The sequence below is a fragment of the Pseudomonas sp. MHK4 genome, assembly GCF_054600775.1.
On the sequence record NZ_BAAIAK010000001.1, the window covers coordinates 420,037 to 445,072 of the forward strand.

Genomic DNA, 25,036 nt, shown 5'->3' on the forward strand with positions numbered 1-25,036 from the left:
GGGTACCGACGCCAACGGCGTTCGTTAGTCCAAATCGGCGGCCTGATGCCGTTCCGGCACCTGGCTCGCCTCATCCCCCCATGTCCTGTTGACGCGCTGACCACGGATGACCGCCGGCCGATTGGCGATGTCTTCCGCCCAGCGTTGCACGTGGGTGTATTGGTCGGCCGACAAAAACTCGGCCGCCGAGTACACGTTGTCGCGCACCAGCTGGCCGTACCAGGGCCAGACCGCGATGTCGGCAATGGTGTAGTGGTCTCCGGCCAGGTAAGGGCTTTGCGCCAGTCGGCGGTCGAGGACGTCCAGTTGGCGCTTGGTCTCCATCGTAAAGCGGTTGATCGGGTATTCGAGTTTCTCCGGCGCGTAGGCATAGAAATGCCCGAAGCCGCCGCCGAGATAGGGTGCCGAGCCCATTTGCCAGAACAGCCAGTTCAGGGTTTCGGTGCGTCCGGCGGGGTCGGTGGGCAGGAAGGCGCCGAACTTTTGCGCGAGGTAAAGCAGGATCGAACCGGATTCGAAGACGCGGATCGGCGGCTCGGCGCTGCGGTCCAGCAACGCCGGGATCTTCGAGTTCGGATTGATCTCGACGAAGCCGCTGGAGAATTGTTCACCCTCGCTGATGCGGACCAGCCAGGCGTCGTACTCGGCGCCGGCATGACCAAGCGCCAACAGCTCCTCGAGCATGATGGTCACCTTCACGCCATTGGGCGTGGCCAGCGAATACAGCTGCAACGGGTGCTTGCCGGTCGGCAGCGTCTTGTCATGGGTCGGGCCGGCAACCGGGCGGTTGATGCTGGCGAACTGGCCGCCAGACGGCGCATTGTGTTGCCAGACCTTGGGCGGAACATAAGACGCTTTGCTCACGAGATGGACCCCATATGTAGTGATGATGCTGACCGCTTGCGATCGCGTGGGATAAAACAGTATGTCGCGCAAGCAATACGAGCAACTGCTGTCGATTTCACAGAGTCCCGTTCGACTATGTTTAGGGAACGCATGTGGGTCGACGTCCCTGAACGAGGACAAATCAGGAGAAAAGTATGCGCAAGCTCATCGTTGCCGCTTTCATCAGCCTCGACGGCGTCATTCAAGCACCCGGCGGGCCAGATGAAGACACCAGCGGCGAATTCCGCTTCGGTGGCTGGATCGTGCCTTATTCGGACGAGGCCTCTGGCCAGGCCATGAGGGACCTGTTCTCACAGCCATTCGAGTTGCTGCTGGGGCGTCGCACCTACGACATCTTCGCGGCCTACTGGCCGCGCATAAACGCCGGGGCACACAACTACATCGCCGACCTGTTCAACACTGTGCCCAAGCATGTGGCCACCCATCGACCCGACACGCTTGAGTGGCACAACAGTCAGGTACTGCCGGGCAACCTCGTCGACGCAATAAGTGCGCTCAAACAACAGGACGGCGCCCACCTGTTGACGCAAGGCAGCGCCGATCTGGTGCGCCAGCTGCTGGCCGCCGGGGCTGTCGGGAATTTCCACCTCGTCAATATCACTCAGTGCCATGGTTACCTCTCTCCCCAATGAAATCAGCGGCTGTATTGAGACCTCAATACGCTACGCGGTTGACCATGGGTTGATGAAGTGAAGTTTTGGGAGCTGCCTTGTAATGGTCGGCCCGGAAAAACCGGGATGCCCGGCACCCATTGTTCTTAGATCCTGACTCGCTCACTGCTTTGTGATGGGGCTCGTTGCTTTCCCCCCCCATCGCGGGTAGCGGCTGCAACCCTGCTTGCTTCGTAAGCTATCGCTGATGCGCGGTACATGGATTCCGTGCGAACGGAGCGGCAATGAAAATCAACAAAAAACAACAAGCGAGTACTGAGCGACTGGCCATCGGCATGCCCCGTGTGTTGCGCGCACACCAGCCCGATCGCGAGGCGCGTGCCTTCTTGCGCCTGGCCAATTTTTCCATGTTTTTGCGCCCCGCAGAGGATTACTCGCTGTCAAGGCTACGCCAGGGCTGGCGATTGACGGCGCTTGCTCTGGGGCGCAACCCGCCGGTGAGCTCGGTGACCGAGAAAATGATCGACGGGCCCGGTGGCGCAATCGCGGTACGTGTCTTCAAACCTGACCATGGAGAGCAGTTGCTGCCCGCGTTCATGTGGTTTTTTGGCGGCGGTTTCATCATCGGCGATCTGGACACCGCCGATGGCATCTGCCGCAGCATTGCTCTGGCCGCCAACTGCATCGTCATTGCCGTGCGCTATCGCCTGGCGCCGGAGCACGATTTGTCTGCAGGCCGCGCCGATGCCATCGCGGCGCTCGACTGGGTGGCAAAAAACGGTGCGCAATGGGGTATCGATACCAGCCGCCTGGCGATTGGTGGTGATTCGGCGGGCGGCAATCTCTGCGCCGCAGTCGCCCAGCAAAGCCTGCGCCGCGGTGGCCCGGCGCTGAGCTTGCAAGTGCTGGTTTACCCGGCAACCGAACTGGTGGACAAATTCCCTTCCTACGCGCAAAACGCGTTCGGTCGTTCCCTGCTGACCGACCACGCGGTGCAATGGATCGAGAAGACCCTGGCCCCGTCGCTCGGCACGCTGGACCTGCTCGATCCCTGGTATTCGCCACGCCGAAATCCGGACATGCGCGGCCTGGCACCGGCCGTCATCGTCAGTGCCGGTTTCGATCCGATCCGCGACGATGGTCTGGACTATGCGGCCCGCCTGCGCGCCGGCGATGTACCGGTGGAACTGTTGCACTACCGGGGACAGTTCCACGGGTTCCTCAATTTCGATTCAGTCAACGGTGCCAGCCGCGATGCACTGCAACGTATCGGCGATGCCCTGGCGAGTGCGTTTGCCCGGCAACCGCCAGCGGACAGGACAATCGAGATTGCCGACCGAATGCCACGCCGACATTCGCGCCTGCTTGCCACCGCCGACGAACTGGCGACTTACACCCTGACCACCTGGGTTGTCACCGAACGGTGGGGGAGCACCTTGTTGCGATTGCTCACGCCAAAGGCGGCCGGCGCCTGCCGGCTGCTGATCAAGCCCTGGCTCCTGCCCACCGTAATCATTCGGCGCAAAGCCATTTCCAGCCTTGATCGGCTGAGCGCACGCCAAACCTTTCCAACAGAAAAAAACTGCACTGTGAACCCTTGATCGAGGAATACGTCATGGCATTACCTGATCCGTTCAAACTGTATCGTGAAGCGATCACCCGCTTCGAAAACGGCATCAATGCCTTGGCCGCCCGCAATATCGATTCAAAAGAGCTTGGCGTGGTGATCGACCAATATTCCAGGGTCACGCTCGGATTGCAGCATCTGTCGCAGACTTCGCGGGAGCTTTTGTACAAGCGCCTGGATCTGCCCAGCCGCAACGAAGTCAACGTCCTTGCCGCTTCCTTGCGGCGTGTGGAGGACAAGCTCGACCAATTGCTTGCGGCCCCCACCAGTACGGCAATTGCGCCGCGCCCACCCCGCACGCGACGTCCACTGGCGCAAGTGCACCCGATGCCGCTCAAGCCAGCATCCAAACGTAAAAGAAAGGAAGGAGTTGGCGATGACTCGGCCGCATGACGACAGGGGCGCCGGCATGTCGCTGGTCGGTAGACTGCGCTCAGAGGCGAGCATGATGGTCCGGCGCAGCCTCAACGCAGTGGAATATCTCAGCACGCCGCCGCCGGCCGTTGGCTTGTCGCCCAAGACGCTGCTGCACCGTCGCGGCACTTTGTGCCTGTACCACTATCATGCGACCTCTGACGAGATCTACCGCGTACCGCTGCTGTTCGTCATGGCGACGACCAGCAAGGCCGCCATCTTCGACCTGACGAAGGGGCAAAGCCTGATCGAGTTCCTTCTGGCCCGCGGTTACGACGTCTATGTCATGGACTGGATTGCACCGAGCCAGGAAGAGTCCCATCTGAAGCTCGAGCATTACGTGCTCGACTTCATTCCCGATTGTATTCGCCGAGTGCAACAAGACTCGGGCGTGCAAGACATCACGCTGATCGGCTACTGCATGGGCGGTGTCCTGTCGACCCTCTACGCCGCACTGCATCCCGGCGGACCGTTGAAGAACCTGGTGTGTTTCACGACGCCTATCGACTGGACGAAGATGCCCCTGGCCAAACAACGTCACTTCAAGGCCGAGCGCTTGATCGATACCACGGGGCTTGTCCCGCCACAGGCCATCATCAAGGCCATTGAGCTGCATCGCCCCGCAGGCCGAATCGCCGGCCAGGCCAGGCTCCTGGACAACCTGTGGAACGAAGACTACGTCAAGGGTTACCGGATGATGGCGCGTTTCAATGACGAGACCTTGCCGCTTCCCGGCGAGTACTTCCGGCAGATCCATCAGGAACTGGGGCAAAGGAATTCGCTGTACGAAGGTGGCTTGCGTATCGGTGGCCAAGCGGTCGACCTTAAGAAAATCGAGGTCTCGCTACTGCACGTCATCGCGCAATACGACTCGCTGGTGCCACCGGACTGCGCGCAGCCCTTGGTGGCCCGCGTAGGTTCACGCGACAAGGAAGAACTGATGCTGCCGGGCGGCCATGTCAGCCTGGTGGCGGGGCCGGCCGCGGTCAGGCGGATGTGGCCCAAGCTCGATCAATGGTTGGGGGGACGATCCGTTTGAAACTGTAGGCTGTACCCGATCCACTGTAGGAGCGAGCTTGCTCGCGATGGTATTCCAGGCGCCAAGTGGCGTCGGCTGTACCTTTATCGCCAGCAGGCTGGCTCCCACGGGGTTCGGCGGCGGTCGATAGAGGGGAGCCACCAACAGCATTCGTTGGCGTGGGCAGGTTCAGGGGGGGCAATTCCCCCCATAGGGTGTGGGGCGGCCGTGGCGCCAGGCTTCTAATGTCTTGGGCTGCAGCGAACTCCCTCCCTAATACAAAAGAGAACCCTGAGATGCCCGGACCTTTGGCAGGTGTGAAAGTAGTGGAAATGAATGCGATCGGCCCCGCGCCGTTCGCCGCCATGATGCTGGCGGACATGGGCGCGGAGGTCATTCGCGTTGATCGTCATATGGCTGGTTTTCTCAATGCCGATGGCAGTCTGCTTGGGCGCGGGCGACGCAGTATTGCGATTGATCCGCGCAAGCCCGGTGCGACTGAGGTGCTTTTGAAGCTCATCGACGGCGTCGACGTGCTGATCGAAGGTTTCCGCCCCGGCGTCATGGAGCGCCTTGGCTTGGGCCCAGAGGTCTGCCTTGAACGTAATCCCAGGTTAATCTACGGGCGCATGACCGGTTGGGGCCAGAACGGGCCACTGGCACATTCTGCAGGGCATGACCTCAATTACATTGCGCTGTCAGGTGTACTCAACGCTATGGGCCATGCCGACCGGCCACCGACTCCACCGCTGCACCTGGTGGGTGACATGGGCGGTGGAGCGATGTTTCTGGTTACCGGCATTCTGGCAGGGCTGTTCGAGGCGCAGAAATCCGGTCTGGGGCAGGTGGTGGATGCCGCCATCTGTGACGGCGCCACGTTGCTCGCCAGCATGTATTACGACTGGCGCCATCAGGGCCAGTGGGACGATCAGCGCCAGAACAACATGCTCGATGGCGGGGCACCTTTTTATGGTTGCTACACCTGCGCCGATGGCAAGTTCGTGTCCATTGGTGCCATCGAACCGCAGTTCTATCAATTGCTGCTGGAGTTGTGCGGGATAGATGATCCGGACTTCGAGCAGCAATGGCGCAAGCAAGACTGGCCGGTGCTGCGCCAGAAGCTGGAAACGCTGTTCCAGACTCGCACCCGCGATGCCTGGACCCAACTGCTGGAAGGCACTGATGCCTGTTTTGCCCCGGTGCTGGATTTCAGCGAAGCCTTTACCCACCCGCACAACCGCGCTCGCGGCCTGTTCATGGAAACCGCCGGCGTAGTGCATCCGGCACCGGCTCCGCGTCTGAGTCGTACTCCGGCGGAGGCGGGAAGGGTGGTAAAAAACGGCGAAAACACCCTCGAAATCCTTGAGCAATTAGGCCTCAGTGATGGGCAGATCGACGAGCTGCGCAACGTCGGTGCGATTGTTTGAAGGCCATTGCCAATTGCGTGCAACCCCCCCTACCGTTGGGGGGGAGGTCACTCTGAGCAATCTTCTACCTTGGCCGCCAGTGGGTTAGTCGAGCTGTCCTTGCCCACTTTCAGCCGATTGTGAGGAGTACATCAGTGGACATCCAATTCACCCCCGCCGAACTGGCCTTCCGAGAGGAAGTCCGTACGTTTTTGCGTGACAAGCTGCCGGCCGATATCGCAACGCGCGGTCGCCACGGCAAGCGTTTCAACAAAGAAGATCAGGTCACCTGGATGCGCCTGCTCAATGAGCGAGGATGGTTGGCCGCCAGTTGGCCTGTGGAGTTCGGCGGCACCGGTTGGGGTGCGGTGGAGAAGCACATTTTCGAGCAAGAGTGTGCCGCTTTCGGCGCTCCGTGGGTCGTGCCGTTTGGCGTCAACATGGTTGCCCCGGTGATCATCAAGTTCGGTACGCCTGAACAGCAGGCGCGCTTCCTGCCCCGCATTCTCAGCACTGAAGACTGGTGGTGTCAGGGCTATTCCGAGCCGGGCGCCGGTTCCGACTTGGCGGCAGTAAAGACCCGTGCGGTGCGCGAGGGCGACCACTATGTGGTCAATGGCCAGAAAACCTGGACGACGCTGGCGCACTACGCCGACTGGATTTTCTGCCTGGTGCGCACCGACCCTGACGCGCAGCAGCAGCGCGGCATCAGCTTTTTGTTGATCGACATGAAAACCCCGGGCATCACCGTACGCCCGATCATCACCCTCGACGGTGAGCATGAAGTCAACGAAGTGTTCTTCGACAACGTGCGTGTGCCGGTGGCAAACCTGGTCGGCGAAGAAAACAAGGGCTGGACCTGCGCCAAGTATCTGCTGACCCACGAGCGCACCAGTATCGCCGGCATCGGCCAGGCCAAGCAGATGCTCGGCCGGCTTAAACAGATCGCCAGCCAGGAGCAGCGTGACGGCCTCCCATTGATCGATGACATTCAGCTGCGCATGCAAATCGTCGAGCTGGAAATCCAGCTGATGGCGATCGAAATGAGCAACCTGCGCATTGTCGCCGCTGCACGTGACGGTGGGGTGCCGGGCACCGAAAGCTCGTTCCTGAAGATCAAGGGCAGCGAAATCCGCCAGGCCATCACCTACCTGATGAGCAAGGTTCTGGGCCCGTATGCCATGCCTTTTCTTGAAGGGGAGCTGGGCTATATCCAGCAACCGGTCCTGTACCGCGACCATAGCACCACGCCATTCAGTCAGTACCTCGATATGCGCAAGACTTCGGTCTATGGCGGTTCCAATGAAATCCAGAAAAACATCATCGCCAAGATGATTCTAGAGCTGTAAGGGGTATACCGAATGGACTTCAAGCTTTGCGAAGAGCAGCAAATGCTGCAGGACACCGCGGCCCGTCTGGTGCGGGACAATTACGGGTTCGAGGCACGCGAGCAATTCGCCAAAAGTGAACTGGGCTACAGCCTTGCCTTCTGGCAGCAAATGGGCGAATTGGGCTTGACCGCCGTACCTTTCGCCGAGGAACTGGGTGGATTCGCCGGCAGTGGCGTCGACATCCAGCTGATCATGACCGAGCTGGGCCGTGGCCTGTGCCTGGAACCCTACCTGCAATCGGTAATTTTCGCCGGTGGGCTGGTGACCCAATCGGGCAGCGACGAGCAACGTAGCGAACTGCTGCCGGCCATTGCCAGCGGGCAATTGCAAATGACCGTGGCCGTCGACGAGCCGACCAGCCACTACCAGTTGCACGACGTACGTACCCGCGCCGAAGCCGTGGACGGCGGCTGGCGGCTCAACGGGCGTAAATCCGTGGTGATCGGCGGGCACAGCGCCGGATTGGTCCTGGTGTCGGCGCGCACGGCCGGTAGCGATCGCGACGAAACCGGTATCAGTCTGTTTTTGCTCGATCCACGCGCACCGGGCGTCAAGCGCCGTGACTACCCAACCATGGACGGTCGCAGGGCGTGTGAGCTGTACCTGGACGACGTTTTCGTCAATGCCGCCAGCATGCTCGGTGAGCCTGGCCAGGGCCTGGCCGCGCTGCGCTATCAACAAGGCCGCGCGGTGGCGGCACAGTGCGCCGAAGCGGTGGGCAGCATGGAGACGGTGTGCAACTTGACTCTGGACTACCTCAAGACGCGCCAGCAGTTCGGCCAGGTCATTGGAAAATTCCAGGCGCTGCAACATCGCATGGTGGACATGCGCATCGAACTGGACCTGGCCACCTCCATGGCCATCCTAGCCGCTTGCGTATCCGATGCGCCGGACAGCGACGAACGCAGCCGCACCCTGGCCGCCGCCAAGGTGTTGGTGGTGCGTGCCGCCCGCTTCATTGCCGAGCAGGGCATTCAGCTGCACGGTGGTATTGGCCTGACCTGGGAATATGGGCTGTCGCATCATGCCAAGCACTTGCTGATGCTCAGCCATCAGTTCGGCAGCGATGACCATCACCTCAAGACCTGCAGTCGACTGTTGCAGGTTCACTAAAACACGATCCTGATTTGTAGGAGCGAGCCTGCCCGCGATGGACGTTAACGATAACGCTGGGAGCCTGACACCCCGTGGCGCTCTCTGGTCCAACGCGAGCAGGCTCGCTCCTTCAAGGGGAGGGCCAGTGTACGACCAGAAAGGGCAAGAAATTGAGCCGTAGTATTTCCACACTGACGGGCATGCGCCGCAGAGTTGATGGCGGTACGCTGTTCGGTAGTACACCGCGCGCGCAGTGGGCCGAATGGATGACGCCCGACCACGACAACAGCGTCGAAATTGGCGAACGGGTACTGTTGGTGCAACAGGCCGGCAAAAACACCCTGGTCATGGCGGGTGCCGATAACTTGCTGGCGTCGCCACCACGCAGCTGCCGTTGCCAGCCGCGAATGCCGGGTCTGCTGGAAAGCCTGGCGCAACGGGGGATGGACGAAAACGCTATCGACTCAGTGGTACTGACCCACATGCAAACACATCTCTCGCCAGAGATGAACGAACGGATCAGCGAGGGCGAGATGCCGCGCCTGTTGTTCCCGAGAGCGCAGTACTTCTGCGGGGTAAATCATTGGCACCGCGCGCGTCACCCGCACCCCCTGGATCGGGCGTTGTTCGTCCCGGCCCTTGTACGCAGGCTTGAGCACAGTGGGCGCTTGACCCTGATCGACGCCAACCGTTGTGAGTCGCTCGGCGATGGCTGGCGCTTTCACACCAGCGACGGATTTACCCCGGGCCAGCTCCTGCCGGAAACCCAGCTTCCGGGCGGCCCGTTGTTTTTTTGCGGCGACCTTATTCCCGCCACGCACTGGCTGGATCTGCAAGTGACCAGCGGCCTGGATCGCAACACCGAACGGGTGGTCGACGAGAAGGAGCACCTGCTCGATCACCTGGTCGCCAGCGGCGGGCGCCTGTTCTTTGCCCGCGATCCGCAGGTGGCGATGGCCAAGATCATGCGCGACCGCAAATCGCGGTACATACCCTTTGATCAATACCGCACCTTGAACCGCTTTGAAGGGTGAAGTCCCTCATCCGCCCAACCCCTTTGCTGCGCGGTAACTGCCTCACTGACTTGCCAGCTGCGCTGGCTGGTAGTCCACGCAACTGACCAAACGCCCCCATAAAACCCGCGGTTAATCGTGATGGGCAAGCGTGCGCCAGTTCGTCGCTCATTTATCAATCCCCCCCGGATTCCCCCTCCAGCGGGTGGGCGCGCCGACCGGCAGGGCTCTTAGCATCGGTTCGCCATAAACAAAACAATTACAAGAAAACACTGAGGAAGACTTACACGTGGATATCGCCTACAGAGCGACCTGCAGTCCGTTTGCGCAACCCTCATGGCCTGCAGCACACACCTGCTCGCGTCGTACTTTTTCGCACAATTGGAGTGCCGCATGACAAAAACAATAATGCAGGGTGGTTTTCGCCCCCAACTGCTAGCGGCGGCTGTCGCCGTAGGTTTGAGCACTCAGGCCTGTGCCGTGAATTTCGAGATGGGCGAAATCAAGGGGCAGTTCGATACCTCGCTGTCGCTTGGCGCCAGCTGGGCCGTGCGTGGGGCGGACCCGGACTTTATTTCCAACTTCAACTCGCAGGGTGTGCGCGGCAATTCTTCGTCGCGGCTGTCTGACGACAATCGCCTGAACTTCAAGAAGGGCGAAACCTTCTCCAAGCTGTTCAAGGGTATTCATGACCTGGAGTTGAAGTACGGTGACAGCGGCATCTTCGTGCGCGGGAAGTACTGGTATGACTTCGAGCTGATGGATGAGCATCGGCCGTTCTATGACATCGATGACCATGGCCGCAATGACCTGGCAAAGTCTTCCGGTGCCGAGTTCCTCGACGCCTTTGTCTATCACAGTTACAACATCGGCGAGTTGCCGGGCAACGTGCGCCTGGGCAAGCAGGTGGTGAGCTGGGGCGAGAGCACCTTCATCGGCAACAGCATCAACTCGATCAACCCGATCGACGTGGCGGCCTTGCGGCGCCCGGGTGCCGAGGTCAAGGAAGGTCTGATTCCGGTCAACATGTTCTACATGTCGCAGAACATCACCGACAACTTCAGTGCCGAGGCGTTCTATCAGCTGGAATGGGAAAGCACGGTCGTCGACAACTGCGGGACCTTTTTCGGTGCCGATCCCCTGGCCAAGGGTTGCTATGACCGTCAGGTCGGTGCCGGGCTGGACCTGGCCCCAGGTGTTGCACAAAACACGGCCAATCCGCCCGGCTTCAATAACAACACCGACGACGCCTACACCCCGCGGGTGAAGGACAACGATGCCCGTGACGGTGGCCAGTACGGTCTGGCCCTGCGCTGGTTCGTACCGGAGCTCAACGACACCGAGTTCGGTGCCTACGCGATGAACTATCACAGCCGCAGCCCGTATCTGAGCACCCTGCGCTCGACCGTGGCATTCAACGCCGCCAACCCGGTGCCGGCTCTGCGCGCTTCGCGGTATTTCGTTGATTACCCGGAAGACATTCGCCTGTACGGCTTGAGCTTCCAGACCAACGTCAACGGCACTTCACTGGGTGGCGAAGTCAGTTTCCGGCCGAACATGCCGCTGCAGCTCAACAACACCGACCTGGCAGGTGCAACTACCGGTAACCCGGTCGCACTGTTGAATCGTATCGGTTACGCCACCACCACCTTGGGCGGTGAGATCAATGGCTACAAGCGGATGCCGGTGCTCCAGGCGCAGATGTCCGCCACGCAGTTTTTCGAGCAGGTCATGGGCGCGAGTCGCCTGACCCTGGTGGGCGAGGTGGGCTACAACCGCATCAATGGCCTGGGCGATTCCGATGGCACCGACGTGCGATTCGGTCGCAGCGGGATTTTCGGCGTCGGCGTCCAGCCCGGGGCGGCCAACACCGCCTGCCTGAACAGGACCACCAACCCGCAACAGGAATGCAACGACAAGGGCTTCTACACCGCTGAATCCTGGGGCTACCGCGCTCGCGCTCGCCTGGACTATCCGAACGTGTTCGCCGGCATCAACCTGGCGCCGAACCTGGCCTGGTCCCACGACGTCAACGGCAACGGCCCGAACTTCGAGGAAGGCCTCAAGGCCGTCAGCCTCGGCCTGGATGCCGATTACAAGAACACCTACACCGCCAGCCTCAGTTACACCGATTTCTTCGGTGGTGATTTCAACACCAACGGTGACCGGGACTTCGTCGCATTCAGCGTCGGTGTGAACTTCTAACGAGAAGACAGTCGAGAGAAAGCAGACATGAAAACAACAACGATGATGCAAGTGGGCGCACTGGCGCTGACCCTGCTGGCCGGCCAGGTGACGGCGGCCGTTTCCCCCGAAGAGGCTGCCAAGCTGGGCACTACCCTGACCCCGCTCGGGGCACAGAAGGAAGGCAATGCCGATGGCAGCATCCCGGCCTGGACCGGTGGCTTGAAACCGGGTGCGGCACCGGTGACCCATCGGTTCCTGGGCGATCCGTTCGCCGGTGAAAAGCCCCTGTTTATCATCACCCCGGCGAACGTCCAGCAGTACAAGGACAAGCTCAGCGCCGGTCAGATGGCCATGCTCAAGCGATATCCGGACACTTACAAGATTGCGGTCTACGCCACCCACCGCAGCGCCGCAGCACCGCAGCAGATCTACGACGCTGCGAAGAAGAGTGCGCTCAATACCCAGCCGGTCGACGGCGGCAATGGCCTGACCAATTTCAGCGAGACGCGCAACTTCGCCTTCCCGATTCCCAAGAACGGCGTCGAAGTGCTCTGGAACCACCTCACACGCTATCGTGGCCTCAACCAGCGGCGGCAGTCCATCCAGGCGACGCCGCAGGTCGACGGCTCGTACACCGTAGTCGAGTTCGAGGATGAAATGGCGTTCCCGCAGTTCATGAGCGGCGAGGACAAGACCGGCAGCGAGAACATTTTCGCCTACTACAAGCAGCGGGTGACGGCGCCGGCACGCCTGGCCGGTAACGTCGTGCTGCTCCATGAAACCATCGATCAGGTCAAGGAGCCCCGCCTGGCGTGGGTCTACAACGCCGGTCAACGCCGGGTCCGTCGTGCGCCGCAGATTGCCTACGACGGGCCGGGTACCGCCTCGGACGGCATGCGCACCTCTGACAATGGTGACCTGTTCAACGGCGCTCCGGATCGCTATGACTGGAAGCTGATCGGCAAGAAGGAGATGTACATTCCTTACAACAACTACCGCCTGGCTTCGCCCTCGCTCAAATACGCCGACATTCTCAAGGCCGGGCACATCAATCAGGACCTGACCCGTTACGAGCTGCACCGTGTATGGGAGGTGGAGGGCACCCTGAAACCGGGCGAGCGGCACATCTACGCCAAGCGTCACATGTACTTCGATGAAGACACCTGGCAGTTGGCCGAGGTCGATCATTACGACGGTCGAGGCCAGCTGTGGCGCGTCGGTGAAGGCATGGCGATGAACGACTACGAACAAGGCGCGGGGATCTACGCCGCTCAAGTGCTGTATGACCTGGTTGCCGGTCGCTATCTGGCCATGTCGTTGGGTAACGAGTTCAAGGAAGGGATCGAGTACGGCGTCCAGCCAAAACTGGCCGACTACACGCCGGCGGCGTTGCGCAACGCAGGGATTCGCTGATTACGTCGGGCATCACCCCGTCATCGGGGTGATGCCATTCCTGTAGGAGCGAGCACGCTTGCGATGGACGCAAGAACACCGCAGGGAGCCAGAGTTCCCGCGTTATCGTTCACGACCATCGCGAGCATGCTCGCTCCTACAGGTTTTCCCGTTGTTTCAGTGCGATCAGCGCCTCATAACGCGACGAGACACCCAGCTTGGTGTAGATGTTCTTGAAGTTCCACTTGATGGTTTCCTGGCTCAGGTTAAGCGTCTGGGCGATACGCTTGTTGGGCATCGACTGCTCTATCAGGCTGATGATTTCAAGTTCTCGCTTGGTGAACAGCGAGGACTCTCCCGCAGCCAGGTCTTTCGTCGCCCGTGCCGATGACAGGCCGCTGCTGGCGCAGGTCAAGGGGACGGCTGCCAGGCGGTCGCGGTAGCTGTCCAGTACCGGATCATCCGGGCAATCGAGCCGGGCGATCAGGGCCAACAGCGATGGGCCTTCATCGAGCACGGTGCGCACCAGGCCCAGCTGATAGCTCTCGCCAACCACTTCGCGCAGCAATTGCGCGGATTCCTCCTCACGCCCCAGGTCATTCAGCGCAACGGCACGCAACAGCCGCGCCTGGACGCGCCATTTGCCGCGGCTGTAGCGGCTGGCGAACTGCTCGACGATGTCCAGGGCCGCGATGGTGCGATCCGGCTCCTGCCTGACCAGGCAGATGCGCGCGCGCGACAAGGCGGCGAGGGCGCCGATTTCATGGGCGACCGGGGTGTCACCGGCGTGACGATGGGTCAATGCGTCGAGTCCTGCCCGCTGGCTTTCGCACTGACGCCAGTCGCCGCTGCCGAGCAGAATGCGCACTTGCTCGGCGAGGTTATGGGCGAGCGCGCGATCGAAGCCCCTGGCGCGAAACTCCATGGCCATCTTGGCCAGGTACGTCAGCGCACTGGCGGGCGACTCCTGCAGGAAGTTCATGCGGGCGACACTGAGCATTGCCGAGATGGTCACCGAGGGTGGCGCGAAACGCAAAAGGTCCAGGCGGTTGCTCAAGGCTTCACGCAGGTCGTCGATGCGATCGAGCTCGTAGTGCGCCTCGGCGACCGCCACTGCGCAGGTGCAGGCGCTAACCGATCGGCGACCGTGATTGCTCTCGGCGAGGAGCAGCATATCGATCAGATGCCGCGAGGCCTCGAGTACATTGCCGCAGAGCAGAATCCCATGGGCGGTGGTGGCGATGATCATCAGCGCCAGTTCGTCGTGGCTGGTACGCAGCGCTTCGCACTCGGGGCTGTTGAGGTACTGCCAGGCCTTGCGCTGCTGCCCCAGGTAGACCAGGCAGTTGATGTGCAGGCAGACGCGCATGCGTTCGTTGAAGGGGTGGGCAAAGGCGCGCTCGGGCAAGCGCTCGACCAGCTGGTTGCAGCGCGCCAGATCATCGTGCTGCAGCGCGATCGCCGCCCTGACCAGATCGATTTGCGGCGCCCACGTGTCCTTGGCCGCCGGGCTTTTCTCGAGCACCTCGATCCAGGTTTGCGCCCTGCTGGTGAGCATCGTCAGCAAGCAGCCCCAAGCGCCTTGCAGGAGCACCTTGGGGTGTTGGCTCAGTTGTTCCAGGGGCACGCAATCGAGCCAGCGCATGAACTGACCGATATGACTGAGGCTGTGGTAGCTCGGTTGTTTGCGCTCCAGCAACCGCACCAGCTCCTCGAGGTTTTCGCTGAGGACTGCATGGCGCGTGGCCTCGCTGACCATCCCGGCCTGTTCAAACCACTGCGCGGCGCGCAGGTGTAAGGCAGGCACGTCGGCGTCCGACGCCGCCAGGCGGTGTTGCAGGAACTCGGCGAACAGCGGATGCAAGCGATACCACGGCTGTTGGCTGTCCAGGTCGACCGGCAGGATGAACAGGTTGTGGGCCTCGATGCGGGCGATCAGCTCGGCCGCCTCGGCGTTCTGGCTGACATGCGCGGCCACCTGCGGATTGAAGCGGCGCAGAATCGAAATGCGCTGGAGAAATTCGGTGATTTCACGGGGCAGGCCATCGATCACGTCTTCGCTCAGATAGTCGCGCAGGTCGCTATTGCCCGGCAGCAGGCGATGGATCCGGGTGTCCTTGCGCGGATTGGCCTTGAGGGCGATGGACAACAGTTGCAGGCCGATGGGCCAGCCGTCGGTGCTGTCGTGGATGGTGTGCGCCAGCTGCATGTCGATGCCATCGTCCAGATAGGTCTTGAGGAAGGCCAGGGACTCGTTGAAGTTGAAGCCAAGATCGGTGGCGCTGATCTCGCAGAGCTCGGCCATCGCCCGCAGCCGGCCGAGCTTCAAATTGGGGTTGACCCGCGAAGCGAGGACGATGTGCAACTGCGCCGGAGCACCGTCCACGACTATTTGTATCAGACGCGAAATGCGCGGATCGACGGCGAAATGGAAGTCATCGATCATCAAGTACAGCGGTGCGCTGACCCGCGCCAACGTGTTGATCATCACCGAGGCCAGGGCGAGCAAACCGTCCAGTGACTCGCGTTCGATCAACAGCAACAGGTCGCTTTCCAGAGGCACGCCGGCGTGTTGCAGGGTACTGATGAGGTTGGCGCAGAACGATTCCAGGGCGCCATCTTCCTGGCCCAGGGACAGCCAGACAACGCTGTTGCCCTCTTTGATCAGGCTTTGTCGCCATTGGGCCATCAGCGTGGTCTTGCCGAAGCCGGCACTGCCGTTGATCAGGGTCAGTCGGCAATCCCGGGCAGCTTGCAAACGGATCAGTAGCAGTTCGCGCAGCACCGCATGACTGCTGATGCGGGGCGGCGAAAAACGGGTGGTGATCGGCGGGGAGGTCGGGGGCATGGCTGATCCAGTCTGCATTGGATTTGAAAGGCCTTGGGGGCAGTTGCCATCCCGTTGGTCATGGCGTGTCATCGATCTGCGTCGAGCAGAAAAGCGAATGAACCGACCGATCCTGTCAGAGCAATGGTGTTGTTATTGGTCAGAGATTTTAGGCCGATTACTGCAGGTTTATGCAACGACAAAATGACTCGCCGACAGGCGCAGACGGGGTTGCAGGTGGGGGGGCCACCCTCATACCCCCCGCAGGGCGCGGGTACAACCCATGAATGCCTGGCAAAGATGGTAGCTCGGTTGGTTCGGGCTATCGGGCAGCAGCAACGAGTAGCCGCGACAGCCTTAACTGATTGGGGAGAAAGTGATGTCGCACAAACCGTATGTTGCCGGGGTTGGCATGATCCCGTTCCTGAAACCCGGGGCCAGCGGCTCCTATATCCAGATGGGGGCCGAGGCGACTCGCCAGGCCTTGAAGGATGCAGGGCTTGACTATCAACGGGTGCAGCAGGCGTATGTCGGCTACGTCTATGGCGACTCCACTTGCGGCCAATCGGCGCTGTACGAGGTGGGCATGAGCGGCGTGCCGGTGGTGAACGTCAACAACAACTGCTCCACCGGCTCGACGGCGTTATACCTGGCTCGCCAGGCCGTGGAGAGCGGGGCGGTCGAATGTGCGCTGGCCCTGGGCTTCGAACAGATGCAACCGGGCGCCCTGGGGGCGGTGTTTACCGATCGCCCGGCGTGCATGGGCAAGCATCTGGAGGTCTGCGACGAGCTGACCGGCGATGCCTGTGCGATGGGGATACCCATGACCCTGCGCCAGTTCGGCGGTGCCGGTCGCGAGCACATGCAGCGCTACGGCACCGAGCTGAGCACCTTTGCGGCGATCCGCGCCAAGGCCAGCCGGCACGCGGCCAACAACCCGCTGGCGCTATTCCGCAAAATCGTCACCACCGAAGACGTGATGAACGACCAGGTACTCTGGCCCGGGGTGATGACCCGCCTGATGGCGTGCCCACCGACCTGCGGTGCAGCCGCCGCGATCATTTGCAGCGAAGGGTTCGCGAAAAAGCACGGCCTGCGCACTGACGTGGTGATCCTCGCCCAGTCGATGACCACTGATCGTGCGATTGCCTTTGAACCGGCATCGATGATCCAGGCGGTCGGTTTCGACATGACCCTGCGCGCCGCCCGCGAGGTGTATGAGCAGGCCGGCGTCGGTCCGCAGGACATCCTGGTCGCCGAGATGCATGACTGCTTCGCCCACAACGAACTGCTGACCTACGAGTCCCTGGGCCTGTGCCCGGTGGGTGGCGCAGAGAAGTTCGTGCTCGATGGCGACAATACCTACGGCGGTCGCGTGGTGACCAACCCGTCCGGCGGCCTGCTCTCCAAGGGCCACCCGTTGGGCGCGACGGGCCTGGCGCAGTGCTACGAGCTGACCCATCAACTGCGCGGCACCGCCGACAAGCGACAGGTCGAAGGGGTCAATCTCGCACTGCAGCATAACCTTGGCCTGGGCGGCGCCTGCGTCGTCACGCTGTACGGCCGCGCCTGATGGCCCTCGCGTGCGCCTTCATCGGCGCACGCACTCGCTGCGGCAAATCAGCACGCGCCCGACTGTATTAAACTGTTGCTCTGTTCTTGAAAAAGCTTCTCTGCGGAATTCAACCGATGCCCACTCCACCCCCAGGCACCAGGCTTCACCTGCCCGCTGACCGGGTGCTGCAACTCATCCCCGACACCAAGGTCATCGCACCTCGCGGGGCTCGCCAGCTGCTGCCTCGCGCGCTGCTGATGGGGCGCCTGATGGAAGCGCGCCGACAGCGTTGCGTGACCGTCCAGGGGCCGGCCGGGAGTGGCAAGACCAGCACCTTGCTGGCCTGGCGCCGCGAACTGGTGGCGATTGATTTCGACGTGGCCTGGCTGTCGCTGACCGGCGAGGACAACGAGCCGGCGCGGCTGGCCAACTGCCTGCTGGCCAGCATTGCCGAAGTCGATGCCGCACTGGCCCGGGAAGCCGCGCAGCTGCTCGGTGAGGGTGGCGGCGAGCTGGCGTTGGAACACTGGATCATTGTGCTGCTGCAGGCGGTTGCCCGGTACGGCAGCGACCTGGTGCTGATGATCGATGATGTGCATCACCTTAATGATCCCGACATTTTCAAGTTGCTGGGCTGGCTGCTCGACTATGCGCCGGCGAACCTGCACCTGGTGCTCGGCACGCGCAGCGCCTTGCCGGCCACGCTGCCGCTGGCCCGTTTGCGCACCCAGGGCCAATTGAGCGAGTACGACTTGCGCGACCTGCGCTTTAGCGTTGAAGAGTCGGAGCGCTACCTGCGCCAGTTTGGCGAGATCAGCAGACACGATGCCGAGCTGTTGCACGAGCTCACCGATGGTTGGGTAGCGGGCCTGCAGCTGTTCGCGATTGATTTGAAAACCAGGCACGGCGGCGGCTTCAGCCGCATGCAGGTGCGCGGCGCCGGCGCCTTTGCGCAGTACTTCGAGCAGGAAGTGCTGGTGCACCTGCCGCTCGCCGACCGGCAATTGCTGACCTGTTCTTCGATCTGCAACCGCTTCAGCGCGCCCCTGTGCGCCCGGCTTGTCGGCAAGCCTCAGGCGATCGCCGGGATGATGAGCCAGTTGACGCGCCTGGACAGTGATAACCTGTTCATCACCCAGACCAGGAGCCACGATCGGGAAACCTGGTACCGCCTGCATCCATTGTTGCGCGAGGTGCTGCGTGAACACCTCAGTCGTCAGCCCGAAGAAGAGCAGAAAAAACTCCATGCACTGGCGCGCGACTGGCTGTTTGAACAAGGCCATATCGACGAGGCGGTTCGTCACGCGGTACTGGCCGGCGACTTTCAGATCGCCGCCGACATTGTCGAAGCCTGTGCCCATGAATTGATGGCCCGGGGATCCCTCAGCCAGTTGCCCAACCTGCTGCGCAAGCTGCCCATGGAGCAGATGCGCGAGCGTTACAGCCTGCAGCTGGTCATGGCCCAGTTGCAGCTGCATGCGCACAACTTCGAAGAAGGACAGCAGATCCTCGATCACCTGGAGGCTCACCAGCACCTGCTCAACACCCAGCAACGCCAGGGCCTGCTGGTGACCCGCGGGACCCTGGCGATGCAGCGCGACCTGACCGAGGCGGCGTGGTCGCTGGCGCCGGAACTGGAAGCCATCCCGGAGGACGCCGACGACCTGATCCTGACCGGTCGTGCCTCGATTCTAGCCTGGCTGTACCTGTTCAGTGGCGATCACCAGCGGGTGCGCGCGATCATCGAGCACAGCGACCGCCCGAACACGTCGCCGCGCCGGACCCTGATCGGCCGTTGCATCTATGGCGTCAGCCTGGTCCACGAGGGGCGCATCAGCGAAGCGGAAAATACCTTTCGCAACACCATGGAAGAGGCCAAGCCCCATGGCAGCAGCGCGGCAGTTGCCGGGCATGCGGCGGCAGCGTTCCTGGCCGGCCTGTTGTACGAGCAAAACAACCTGGGGGATGTTTGCCAGTTGCTGGAGCCGCGCCTGGATATCCTTGAGCGCATATCCCTGCCCAACATCGTCCTGCACAGTCTGCTGGCGCTGAGTCGGGCTTACTGGCTCAAGCGCGAGCCAGGCCAGGCGCTGGTCTATCTGCAACGCCTGAAAGACTACGCCCAGCGCTACGACCTCGGTCGCTTGCTGGGCTGGGCCCTGTATGTGCGCATGCGCTGGCACCTGGAGAGCTTCCAGACCGATCAGGCCGAAGGGCTGTTGGCCGAGCTGCAGGCGCTCGCCACAAGGAATGCCGGCATCTTTCGCGGCACGCCGTTGATCACGCATTTGCTGGCCATGCGCGCCGCGGTCGAGTTGAGTCTGTACCAGCGCCAGTTCACCCAGGCGATCGAGCAGATCGAACCGCTGCTCGCCCTGTGTGAAACAGCCACCCATTGGCAGCTGGCCACGGTTGTGCGCCTGCAACTGTCTATCGCCGAGAATGGCCGAGGGCACGACGAGCAGGCCCGATTGCACATGATGACGGTCCTGCGCGAGGGGCACCGCCTGGGCCTGGTGCGCAGCCTGCTCGATGTGGCGCCGCAACTGCCACGGATGCTCGGCGATCTGCTGCAAGCGAGCGCGCTCGACCCGGTACTCGCGTTTTACGCGCAGCGCCTGATCGACGCGGCAAGGCCCGCTGCGAGCGTCGAGGCAAAGGCGGTTTCACCGATGGCGAGCCTGAGCGAACGGGAGACCGAGGTGCTGCAGTTGATGGCACAGGCCATGACCAACAAGAAGATCGCCCGCACCCTTGGCGTGTCGCCGGAGACGGTGAAGTGGCATATCAAGAACCTGTTCGCCAAGCTCAACGTCACCGGCAGGGTGGAAGCGATTGCCAAGTGGCGTGACCTGAATATCGGATAGTTGCAAAACACCGCAGCCCCGCGCCCCCTGTGTGAGCGAGCATGCTCGCTCACACAGGTACAGGTATTGCTTCAGTTGACGTTGCTCTGGCGGTTTTCCCAGAACGGTTTGCGCAATTCGTTTTTCAGCACCTTGCCAACACTGGACATCGGCAGGGCGGTGCGAAACTCTATGCTGCGCGGCAGCTTGTAGCCGGCAATCAGCCCACGACAGTGGGCGACCACTTCGTCTGCGCTGATGCTGGCGTCGGGCTTGAGGACGATGATGGCATGCACCGTCTCCCCCCATTTTTCGCAGGGGATACCAATCACCGCAGCTTGGGCAACGACCGGATGGCTGACAATGGCGTTCTCCACTTCGGCGGTGAAGATATTCTCGCCGCCGCTGACGATCATGTCCTTGAGACGGTCGCAGATGTAGATGAAACCCTCGGCGTCCATGTAGCCACCGTCACCGGTGTGCATCCAACCGCCGCGCAAGGCCTCGGCGGTGGCCTCGGGCTTGTTCCAGTAGCCGAGCATCACGTTCGGCCCGCGCACCAGGATTTCACCGACCGTGCCCCGTGGCACCTCGCGGTCCTCGGCATCGGCGATGCGGATTTCCACGCAGCTGATCGGCAGCCCGGCCGAATACATCTTGCCGCTGCGCTGATGTTCCTCGCAGTGGTACTCGGCAGGCAGCATGGTGATGCCCGGGGCCATTTCGGTCATGCCGTAGCCTTGAGCGAACTGGGCTGTAGGGAAAGTCTGACGGGCGCGATTGAGCAAGACAGGTGTGATGGGCGAGGCGCCGTAGGTGATTTCCCGAAGCGAGCTCAGGTCCAGTGCCGTATGGGTCGGATTTGCCTGGTGCCAGTCGAGGAGCATCTGCAGCATGGTCGGCGCTAGAAAGGTGTCAGTGACGTGCTCATTGCTGATCTGCTCGAGCACCTCTTGCGTTTTAAAGGCCGGCAGCACGATATGCATCCCACCGCTTAGGAACAGCACGACCATTGCGGCCAGGTCGGCCAGATGGAACATCGGCATGGCATGCAGGTAGCGAGTATGTGTGCCATAGCCCACGCGATCCTGGTTGGCGAGGGCAGAAATACCTATGTTGTTGTGACTGAGCATGACGCCCTTGGGGAAACCGGTGGTGCCTCCGGTATAGAAGATCCCCAACAGAGCGTCTCCACTTCGGTGTGCATCTTCTACCGGTTCATTTTCGGCGATCAGTGTTTCGTAATTGAGCATGCCTTCAGGTGTCTCGCCGTCACCGGCGTAGATCATCAATCGGATACTCTTCGCCTCGGCGGCGACTTGAGTACCCAGCTTTTGAAAGGCGTCATCGACGATCAACGCGCAGGTCTGCGAGTCATCCAGGGAGTAGATGATCTCTGCTGCGCTCCAGCGGATGTTCACCGGATTGAGCACGGCATCGGCCCAGGGCACCGCCTGGTAATACTCGATGTAGCGTTGGGAGTTTAGCGAGAGCATGGCCACACGCTCGCCGCTGGCCACACCCAGGCGTTTGAGCGCGCCAGCCAGGCGGGCCACGCGGTCACCCAGCTGGGCGAAAGTTACGCTGCGGCCCTGATAACGAATGGCCGTGGCATTGGGGCGCTGCTGCCGATGGCGCTGCAGCCCTTGGGTTATGTACATCGAAACCTCCAATCTTGTTTTTGTAGCAAGTGCACTTGCGAAGGCCGGGAGCTCATTGTCCGGGCATTTTTCCCGCCGTGGGCGGCAAGCGTGCCCGGCAAGACGAACGGCCGCTTACAGGTTGCCGTAGCCACCGCCGCAGACCAGGGCCTGGCCGGTGACGTAGTTGGCTTCCGGCAGGCACAGCATGACCACGGAACCCGCCGCTTCTTCCGGCGTGCCCGGGCGGCCCAGGGGAATGGCGGCGCTGGCGGTGTCGATGCGTTCCTGCTGGACGCCGACCTTGATTTCACGGCCTTCAATGTTGACGGTCTTGCTTTCGTCGCCGGCCAGGGCCTGGGTCAGCCGAGTATCGATGAAGCCGAAGGCCACGGCGTTGACGTTGACTTTCAGGCGGCCCCATTCCTTGGCCAGGGTCTTGGTCATGCCAATGATGCCGGCCTTGGCCGAGGAGTAGTTGGCCTGACCGGCGTTGCCGCCCGCGGCCACCGAGGAAATGTTGACCACTTTGCGCAACACTTCACGGCCTTCGGCGGCGTCTTTCTTGGCCAGGGCGCTGATGATCGGTTGAGCCGCCCGGAGGATGCGGAACGGCGCGGTCAGGTGGCAGTCGATAATCGCGTACCACTGCTCGTCGGTCATTTTCTGGATCACGTTGTCCCAGGTGTAGCCGGCGTTGTTGATGATGATGTCGATACCACCGAAGTTCTGTACGGCGGTCTGGATGAAGCGGTCAGCGAAATCAGCAGCGGTCACGCTGCCGACACAAGCGACGGCTTCGCCACCGGCATTGCGAATCTCGGCGACCACTTCTTCGGCCGGGCCGGCATCCAGGTCGTTGACCACGATTCTGGCGCCATAGTCGGCCAGTTGCAGGGCGACGCTACGGCCGATACCACGACCGGAACCGGTGACCAGGGCGACTTTACCTTCGAGCTTTTTCATTGTGTGTTCCTTGAGTGTGAGGGGGTGAACGATCAGGCCAGGGCGACGATGGCTTCGCCGGCCAGCTTCTCCTCGCCGTACTGGTTGGCGCAGCGCAGGGCCAGGCGCACACGCTGCTCGCCGGCCTCAGAGAACTTCTCGATGACCTTGGCGGTGCAGGTTGGCAGGTGCCCCAGCTGGGTGATGCCGGTAAAACGCAACGACAGGCTGCGCACCTGGCTCTGCGGGACCCAGCCGGTCAGCAGGCGGCCGAGGTAGGCGGCGGACAACATGCCGTGGGCGAACACATCGGGCATCCGCGCCCGGCGGGCGAAGTCGATGTCGACGTGGATCGGGTTGTGGTCGCCCGACGCGCCGCAATAGAGGGCGAGGGTGGTGCGGTTGATCGGGCGCAACCTGAGCAACGGGATCTCGTCACCGACCTGGACAGCGGAATATTCAATGGTCATGACGACTCCTTAGCGCTGCACGAGGGAGGAGCGGATATCGGCGATATGCTCGCCATCCTGGTTGGTCACCCGGGCTTCCATGACCACGAATTGCAAGGCGCCGCCTTTTTTCTCGTAGAGGTCGCAGATGCGCCCGTCAAACGTCAGCACATCCCCGGCGTAAGCCATGCGGTGGTAAACGAAGGACTGTTCGGCGTGCAGTACCCGGCCCAGGTCGAAGCCGACCAGGTTGAGCAGATGCACGACGTCACGGCCTTCGCTTTCCAGGCACTTGAGGAAGGTCGGCGGCACCGGCAGGGATTTGTGCCCGGCGGCCTGCGCGGCGGCTTCGTCGGTGTAGACCGGATCGGTTTCACCGATGGCCTTGGCGAAGAAGCGCAGGCGGCCTTTTTCAACGTCGATACTGAACACCCCGGTGGAGTGTCCGATCAGATTTTTGTCTGCCATGTTCTCGTGGCTCCTGTTAAGCAACGCGCGCCTGTGTCAGGCGCGCGAACGGGTCATCAGTTCTTGCCAAACAGGGTGACGACGCAGGCGCCACCCAGGCCCAGGTTGTGCTGCAAGGCGATCTGCACGCCGTCGACCTGGCGTTTGTCGGCGGTGCCACGCAGTTGGTGGGTCAGTTCGTAGCACTGGGCAAGGCCGGTCGCGCCCAGCGGGTGGCCCTTGGAGAGCAGGCCGCCAGACGGGTTGGTCACCACCTGGCCGCCGTAGGTGTTGTCACCATCGATAATGAAGCGTTCGGCGCCGCCGATCGGGCACAGGCCCAAGGCTTCATAGGTCAGCAGTTCGTTGTGGGCGAAGCAGTCGTGCAGCTCGACCACGCGGATGTCCTCGGGGCCGATGCCGGCTTGTTCGTAGACCTGATTGGCGGCCGCCTGGGCCATGTGGAAGCCGGCGAAGCTGATCATCGACGGTGGATCGAAGGACACCACCGAGTCAGTGGTCATCGACTGGGCGAGGATGGCCACGTCGGTGCGCAGGCCGTGCTTTTTCGCGAAGGCTTCGCTGCACACGATCGCTGCGGCGCCACCGCAGGTCGGCGGGCACGCCATCAGGCGGGTCATGACGCCGGGCCAGATGACCTTGTCGTTCATCACTTCTTCGGTGGTGACCACGTTCTTGAACAGCGCCAGCGGGTTGTTGGCTGCGTGACGGCTGGCCTTGGCGCGGATCGCGGCAAAGGCCTGCATCGAGGTGCCATAGCGTTGCATGTGCTCGCGACCGGCGCCGCCGAAACCGCGCAAGGCCTGGGGGATGTCCGCGGCATCGGCGGTGAGCGTCTCGAGCACATGCAGGAAGCGTGCGCGCGGTCGAGGGCGGTCGTCCCAATGGGAGCGCAACGCGCCGGCCTGCATCTGTTCGAAGCCCAGGGCCAGGGCGCATTCGACCTGGCCGCTGGCCACGGCGGCGCGGGCCAGGTACAACGCGGTGGAACCGGTGGAGCAGTTGTTGTTGACGTTGACCACGGGAATACCGGTCAGGCCCACTTCGTACAGCGCGGTCTGGCCACTGGTGGAGTCGCCGAACACGTAGCCGGTGAAGGCCATCTGGATTTTGTCGTAGCCAATGCCGGCGTCCTTCAACGCGCGACGCAGGGCCTCGGCGCCCATTTCGGTGTAGGTCGGGCTGGCGCCCGGCTTGCTGAACGGAATCATGCCGACGCCGGCAACGATGACTTTGTCGCTCATGT

The 25,036-nt window shown here is 62.0% G+C and carries 18 protein-coding genes and 1 pseudogene; 12 read left to right on the forward strand and 7 right to left on the reverse strand.

Going from position 1 to position 25,036, the window contains the following annotated elements; translation table 11 throughout:
- Positions 1-24: 24 nt before the first annotated feature.
- The gene (gene yghU / locus ACYP2Q_RS01825; RefSeq protein WP_459728887.1) at positions 25-864 is read right to left on the reverse strand and encodes a glutathione-dependent disulfide-bond oxidoreductase; all 840 of its coding nucleotides are present in this window, start codon (positions 862-864) and stop codon (positions 25-27) included.
- A 176-nt stretch (positions 865-1,040) separates the two neighbouring features.
- Between yghU and ACYP2Q_RS01830 the strand changes: the two are divergent.
- From ACYP2Q_RS01830 to ACYP2Q_RS01875, 10 genes and pseudogenes are all read left to right on the forward strand, one after another.
- Positions 1,041-1,499, forward strand: a pseudogene (locus ACYP2Q_RS01830) (dihydrofolate reductase family protein); the annotation flags it as partial.
- 302 nt (positions 1,500-1,801) lie between these two features.
- Positions 1,802-3,118, forward strand: coding sequence for an alpha/beta hydrolase (locus ACYP2Q_RS01835; RefSeq protein ID WP_459728889.1), 1,317 nt, complete (start codon positions 1,802-1,804; stop codon positions 3,116-3,118).
- Between the two features lie 14 nt (positions 3,119-3,132).
- On the forward strand, positions 3,133-3,537 hold the full coding sequence (locus ACYP2Q_RS01840) for a hypothetical protein (protein ID WP_459728890.1): 405 nt from the start codon (positions 3,133-3,135) through the stop codon (positions 3,535-3,537).
- Positions 3,521-4,597 (forward strand): alpha/beta fold hydrolase, encoded by a 1,077-nt coding sequence (locus ACYP2Q_RS01845; RefSeq protein WP_459728891.1) that lies wholly within the window; start codon positions 3,521-3,523, stop codon positions 4,595-4,597. Before ACYP2Q_RS01840 ends, ACYP2Q_RS01845 begins: the two co-directional genes overlap by 17 nt.
- A gap of 275 nt (positions 4,598-4,872) precedes the next feature.
- Entirely contained in the window at positions 4,873-6,003 is a 1,131-nt protein-coding gene (locus ACYP2Q_RS01850; RefSeq protein ID WP_459728892.1) for a CaiB/BaiF CoA transferase family protein, read from the forward strand.
- A 134-nt stretch (positions 6,004-6,137) separates the two neighbouring features.
- Positions 6,138-7,331: an acyl-CoA dehydrogenase family protein gene (locus ACYP2Q_RS01855; RefSeq protein ID WP_459728893.1), complete on the forward strand. Its 1,194-nt coding sequence runs from the start codon at positions 6,138-6,140 to the stop codon at positions 7,329-7,331.
- 12 nt (positions 7,332-7,343) lie between these two features.
- Positions 7,344-8,486: an acyl-CoA dehydrogenase family protein gene (locus ACYP2Q_RS01860; protein ID WP_459728894.1), complete on the forward strand. Its 1,143-nt coding sequence runs from the start codon at positions 7,344-7,346 to the stop codon at positions 8,484-8,486.
- Between the two features lie 152 nt (positions 8,487-8,638).
- Positions 8,639-9,502 carry an MBL fold metallo-hydrolase gene (locus ACYP2Q_RS01865; protein WP_459728895.1) on the forward strand — a complete coding sequence of 288 codons (864 nt, stop codon included), beginning with the start codon at positions 8,639-8,641 and terminating at the stop codon, positions 9,500-9,502.
- A 372-nt stretch (positions 9,503-9,874) separates the two neighbouring features.
- Entirely contained in the window at positions 9,875-11,686 is a 1,812-nt protein-coding gene (locus ACYP2Q_RS01870) for a DUF1302 domain-containing protein (protein ID WP_459728896.1), read from the forward strand.
- 27 nt (positions 11,687-11,713) lie between these two features.
- Positions 11,714-13,081 (forward strand): DUF1329 domain-containing protein, encoded by a 1,368-nt coding sequence (locus ACYP2Q_RS01875; RefSeq protein ID WP_459728897.1) that lies wholly within the window; start codon positions 11,714-11,716, stop codon positions 13,079-13,081.
- Between the two features lie 136 nt (positions 13,082-13,217).
- Here ACYP2Q_RS01875 and ACYP2Q_RS01880 read toward each other — a convergent pair whose 3' ends face one another.
- Complete coding sequence (locus ACYP2Q_RS01880) at positions 13,218-15,908, reverse strand: LuxR C-terminal-related transcriptional regulator (protein WP_459728898.1); 2,691 nt, start codon at positions 15,906-15,908, stop codon at positions 13,218-13,220.
- A gap of 358 nt (positions 15,909-16,266) precedes the next feature.
- Here ACYP2Q_RS01880 and ACYP2Q_RS01885 point away from each other — a divergent pair, with 358 nt between their 5' ends.
- Both ACYP2Q_RS01885 and ACYP2Q_RS01890 read left to right on the forward strand, forming a co-directional pair.
- On the forward strand, positions 16,267-17,460 hold the full coding sequence (locus tag ACYP2Q_RS01885; protein WP_459728899.1) for a lipid-transfer protein: 1,194 nt from the start codon (positions 16,267-16,269) through the stop codon (positions 17,458-17,460).
- Positions 17,461-17,576: 116 nt separating this feature from the next.
- Positions 17,577-20,309, forward strand: coding sequence for a LuxR C-terminal-related transcriptional regulator (locus tag ACYP2Q_RS01890; protein WP_459728900.1), 2,733 nt, complete (start codon positions 17,577-17,579; stop codon positions 20,307-20,309).
- Positions 20,310-20,380: 71 nt separating this feature from the next.
- On the opposite strand, the gene ACYP2Q_RS01895 is transcribed toward ACYP2Q_RS01890, so the two are convergent.
- From ACYP2Q_RS01895 to ACYP2Q_RS01915, 5 genes are all read right to left on the reverse strand, one after another.
- Entirely contained in the window at positions 20,381-21,949 is a 1,569-nt protein-coding gene (locus ACYP2Q_RS01895) for a long-chain-fatty-acid--CoA ligase (protein ID WP_459728901.1), read from the reverse strand.
- Between the two features lie 114 nt (positions 21,950-22,063).
- A complete protein-coding gene (locus ACYP2Q_RS01900; RefSeq protein WP_459728902.1) occupies positions 22,064-22,894 on the reverse strand; it encodes an SDR family NAD(P)-dependent oxidoreductase in 831 nt (276 codons plus the stop codon).
- A gap of 32 nt (positions 22,895-22,926) precedes the next feature.
- Positions 22,927-23,343, reverse strand: a complete 417-nt coding sequence (locus tag ACYP2Q_RS01905; RefSeq protein ID WP_459728903.1) for a MaoC family dehydratase — start codon at positions 23,341-23,343, stop codon at positions 22,927-22,929.
- A gap of 9 nt (positions 23,344-23,352) precedes the next feature.
- On the reverse strand, positions 23,353-23,790 hold the full coding sequence (locus ACYP2Q_RS01910; RefSeq protein WP_459728904.1) for a MaoC family dehydratase N-terminal domain-containing protein: 438 nt from the start codon (positions 23,788-23,790) through the stop codon (positions 23,353-23,355).
- 56 nt (positions 23,791-23,846) lie between these two features.
- Positions 23,847-25,034 (reverse strand): lipid-transfer protein, encoded by a 1,188-nt coding sequence (locus ACYP2Q_RS01915; RefSeq protein WP_459728905.1) that lies wholly within the window; start codon positions 25,032-25,034, stop codon positions 23,847-23,849.
- Between the last annotated feature and the right edge of the window lie 2 nt (positions 25,035-25,036).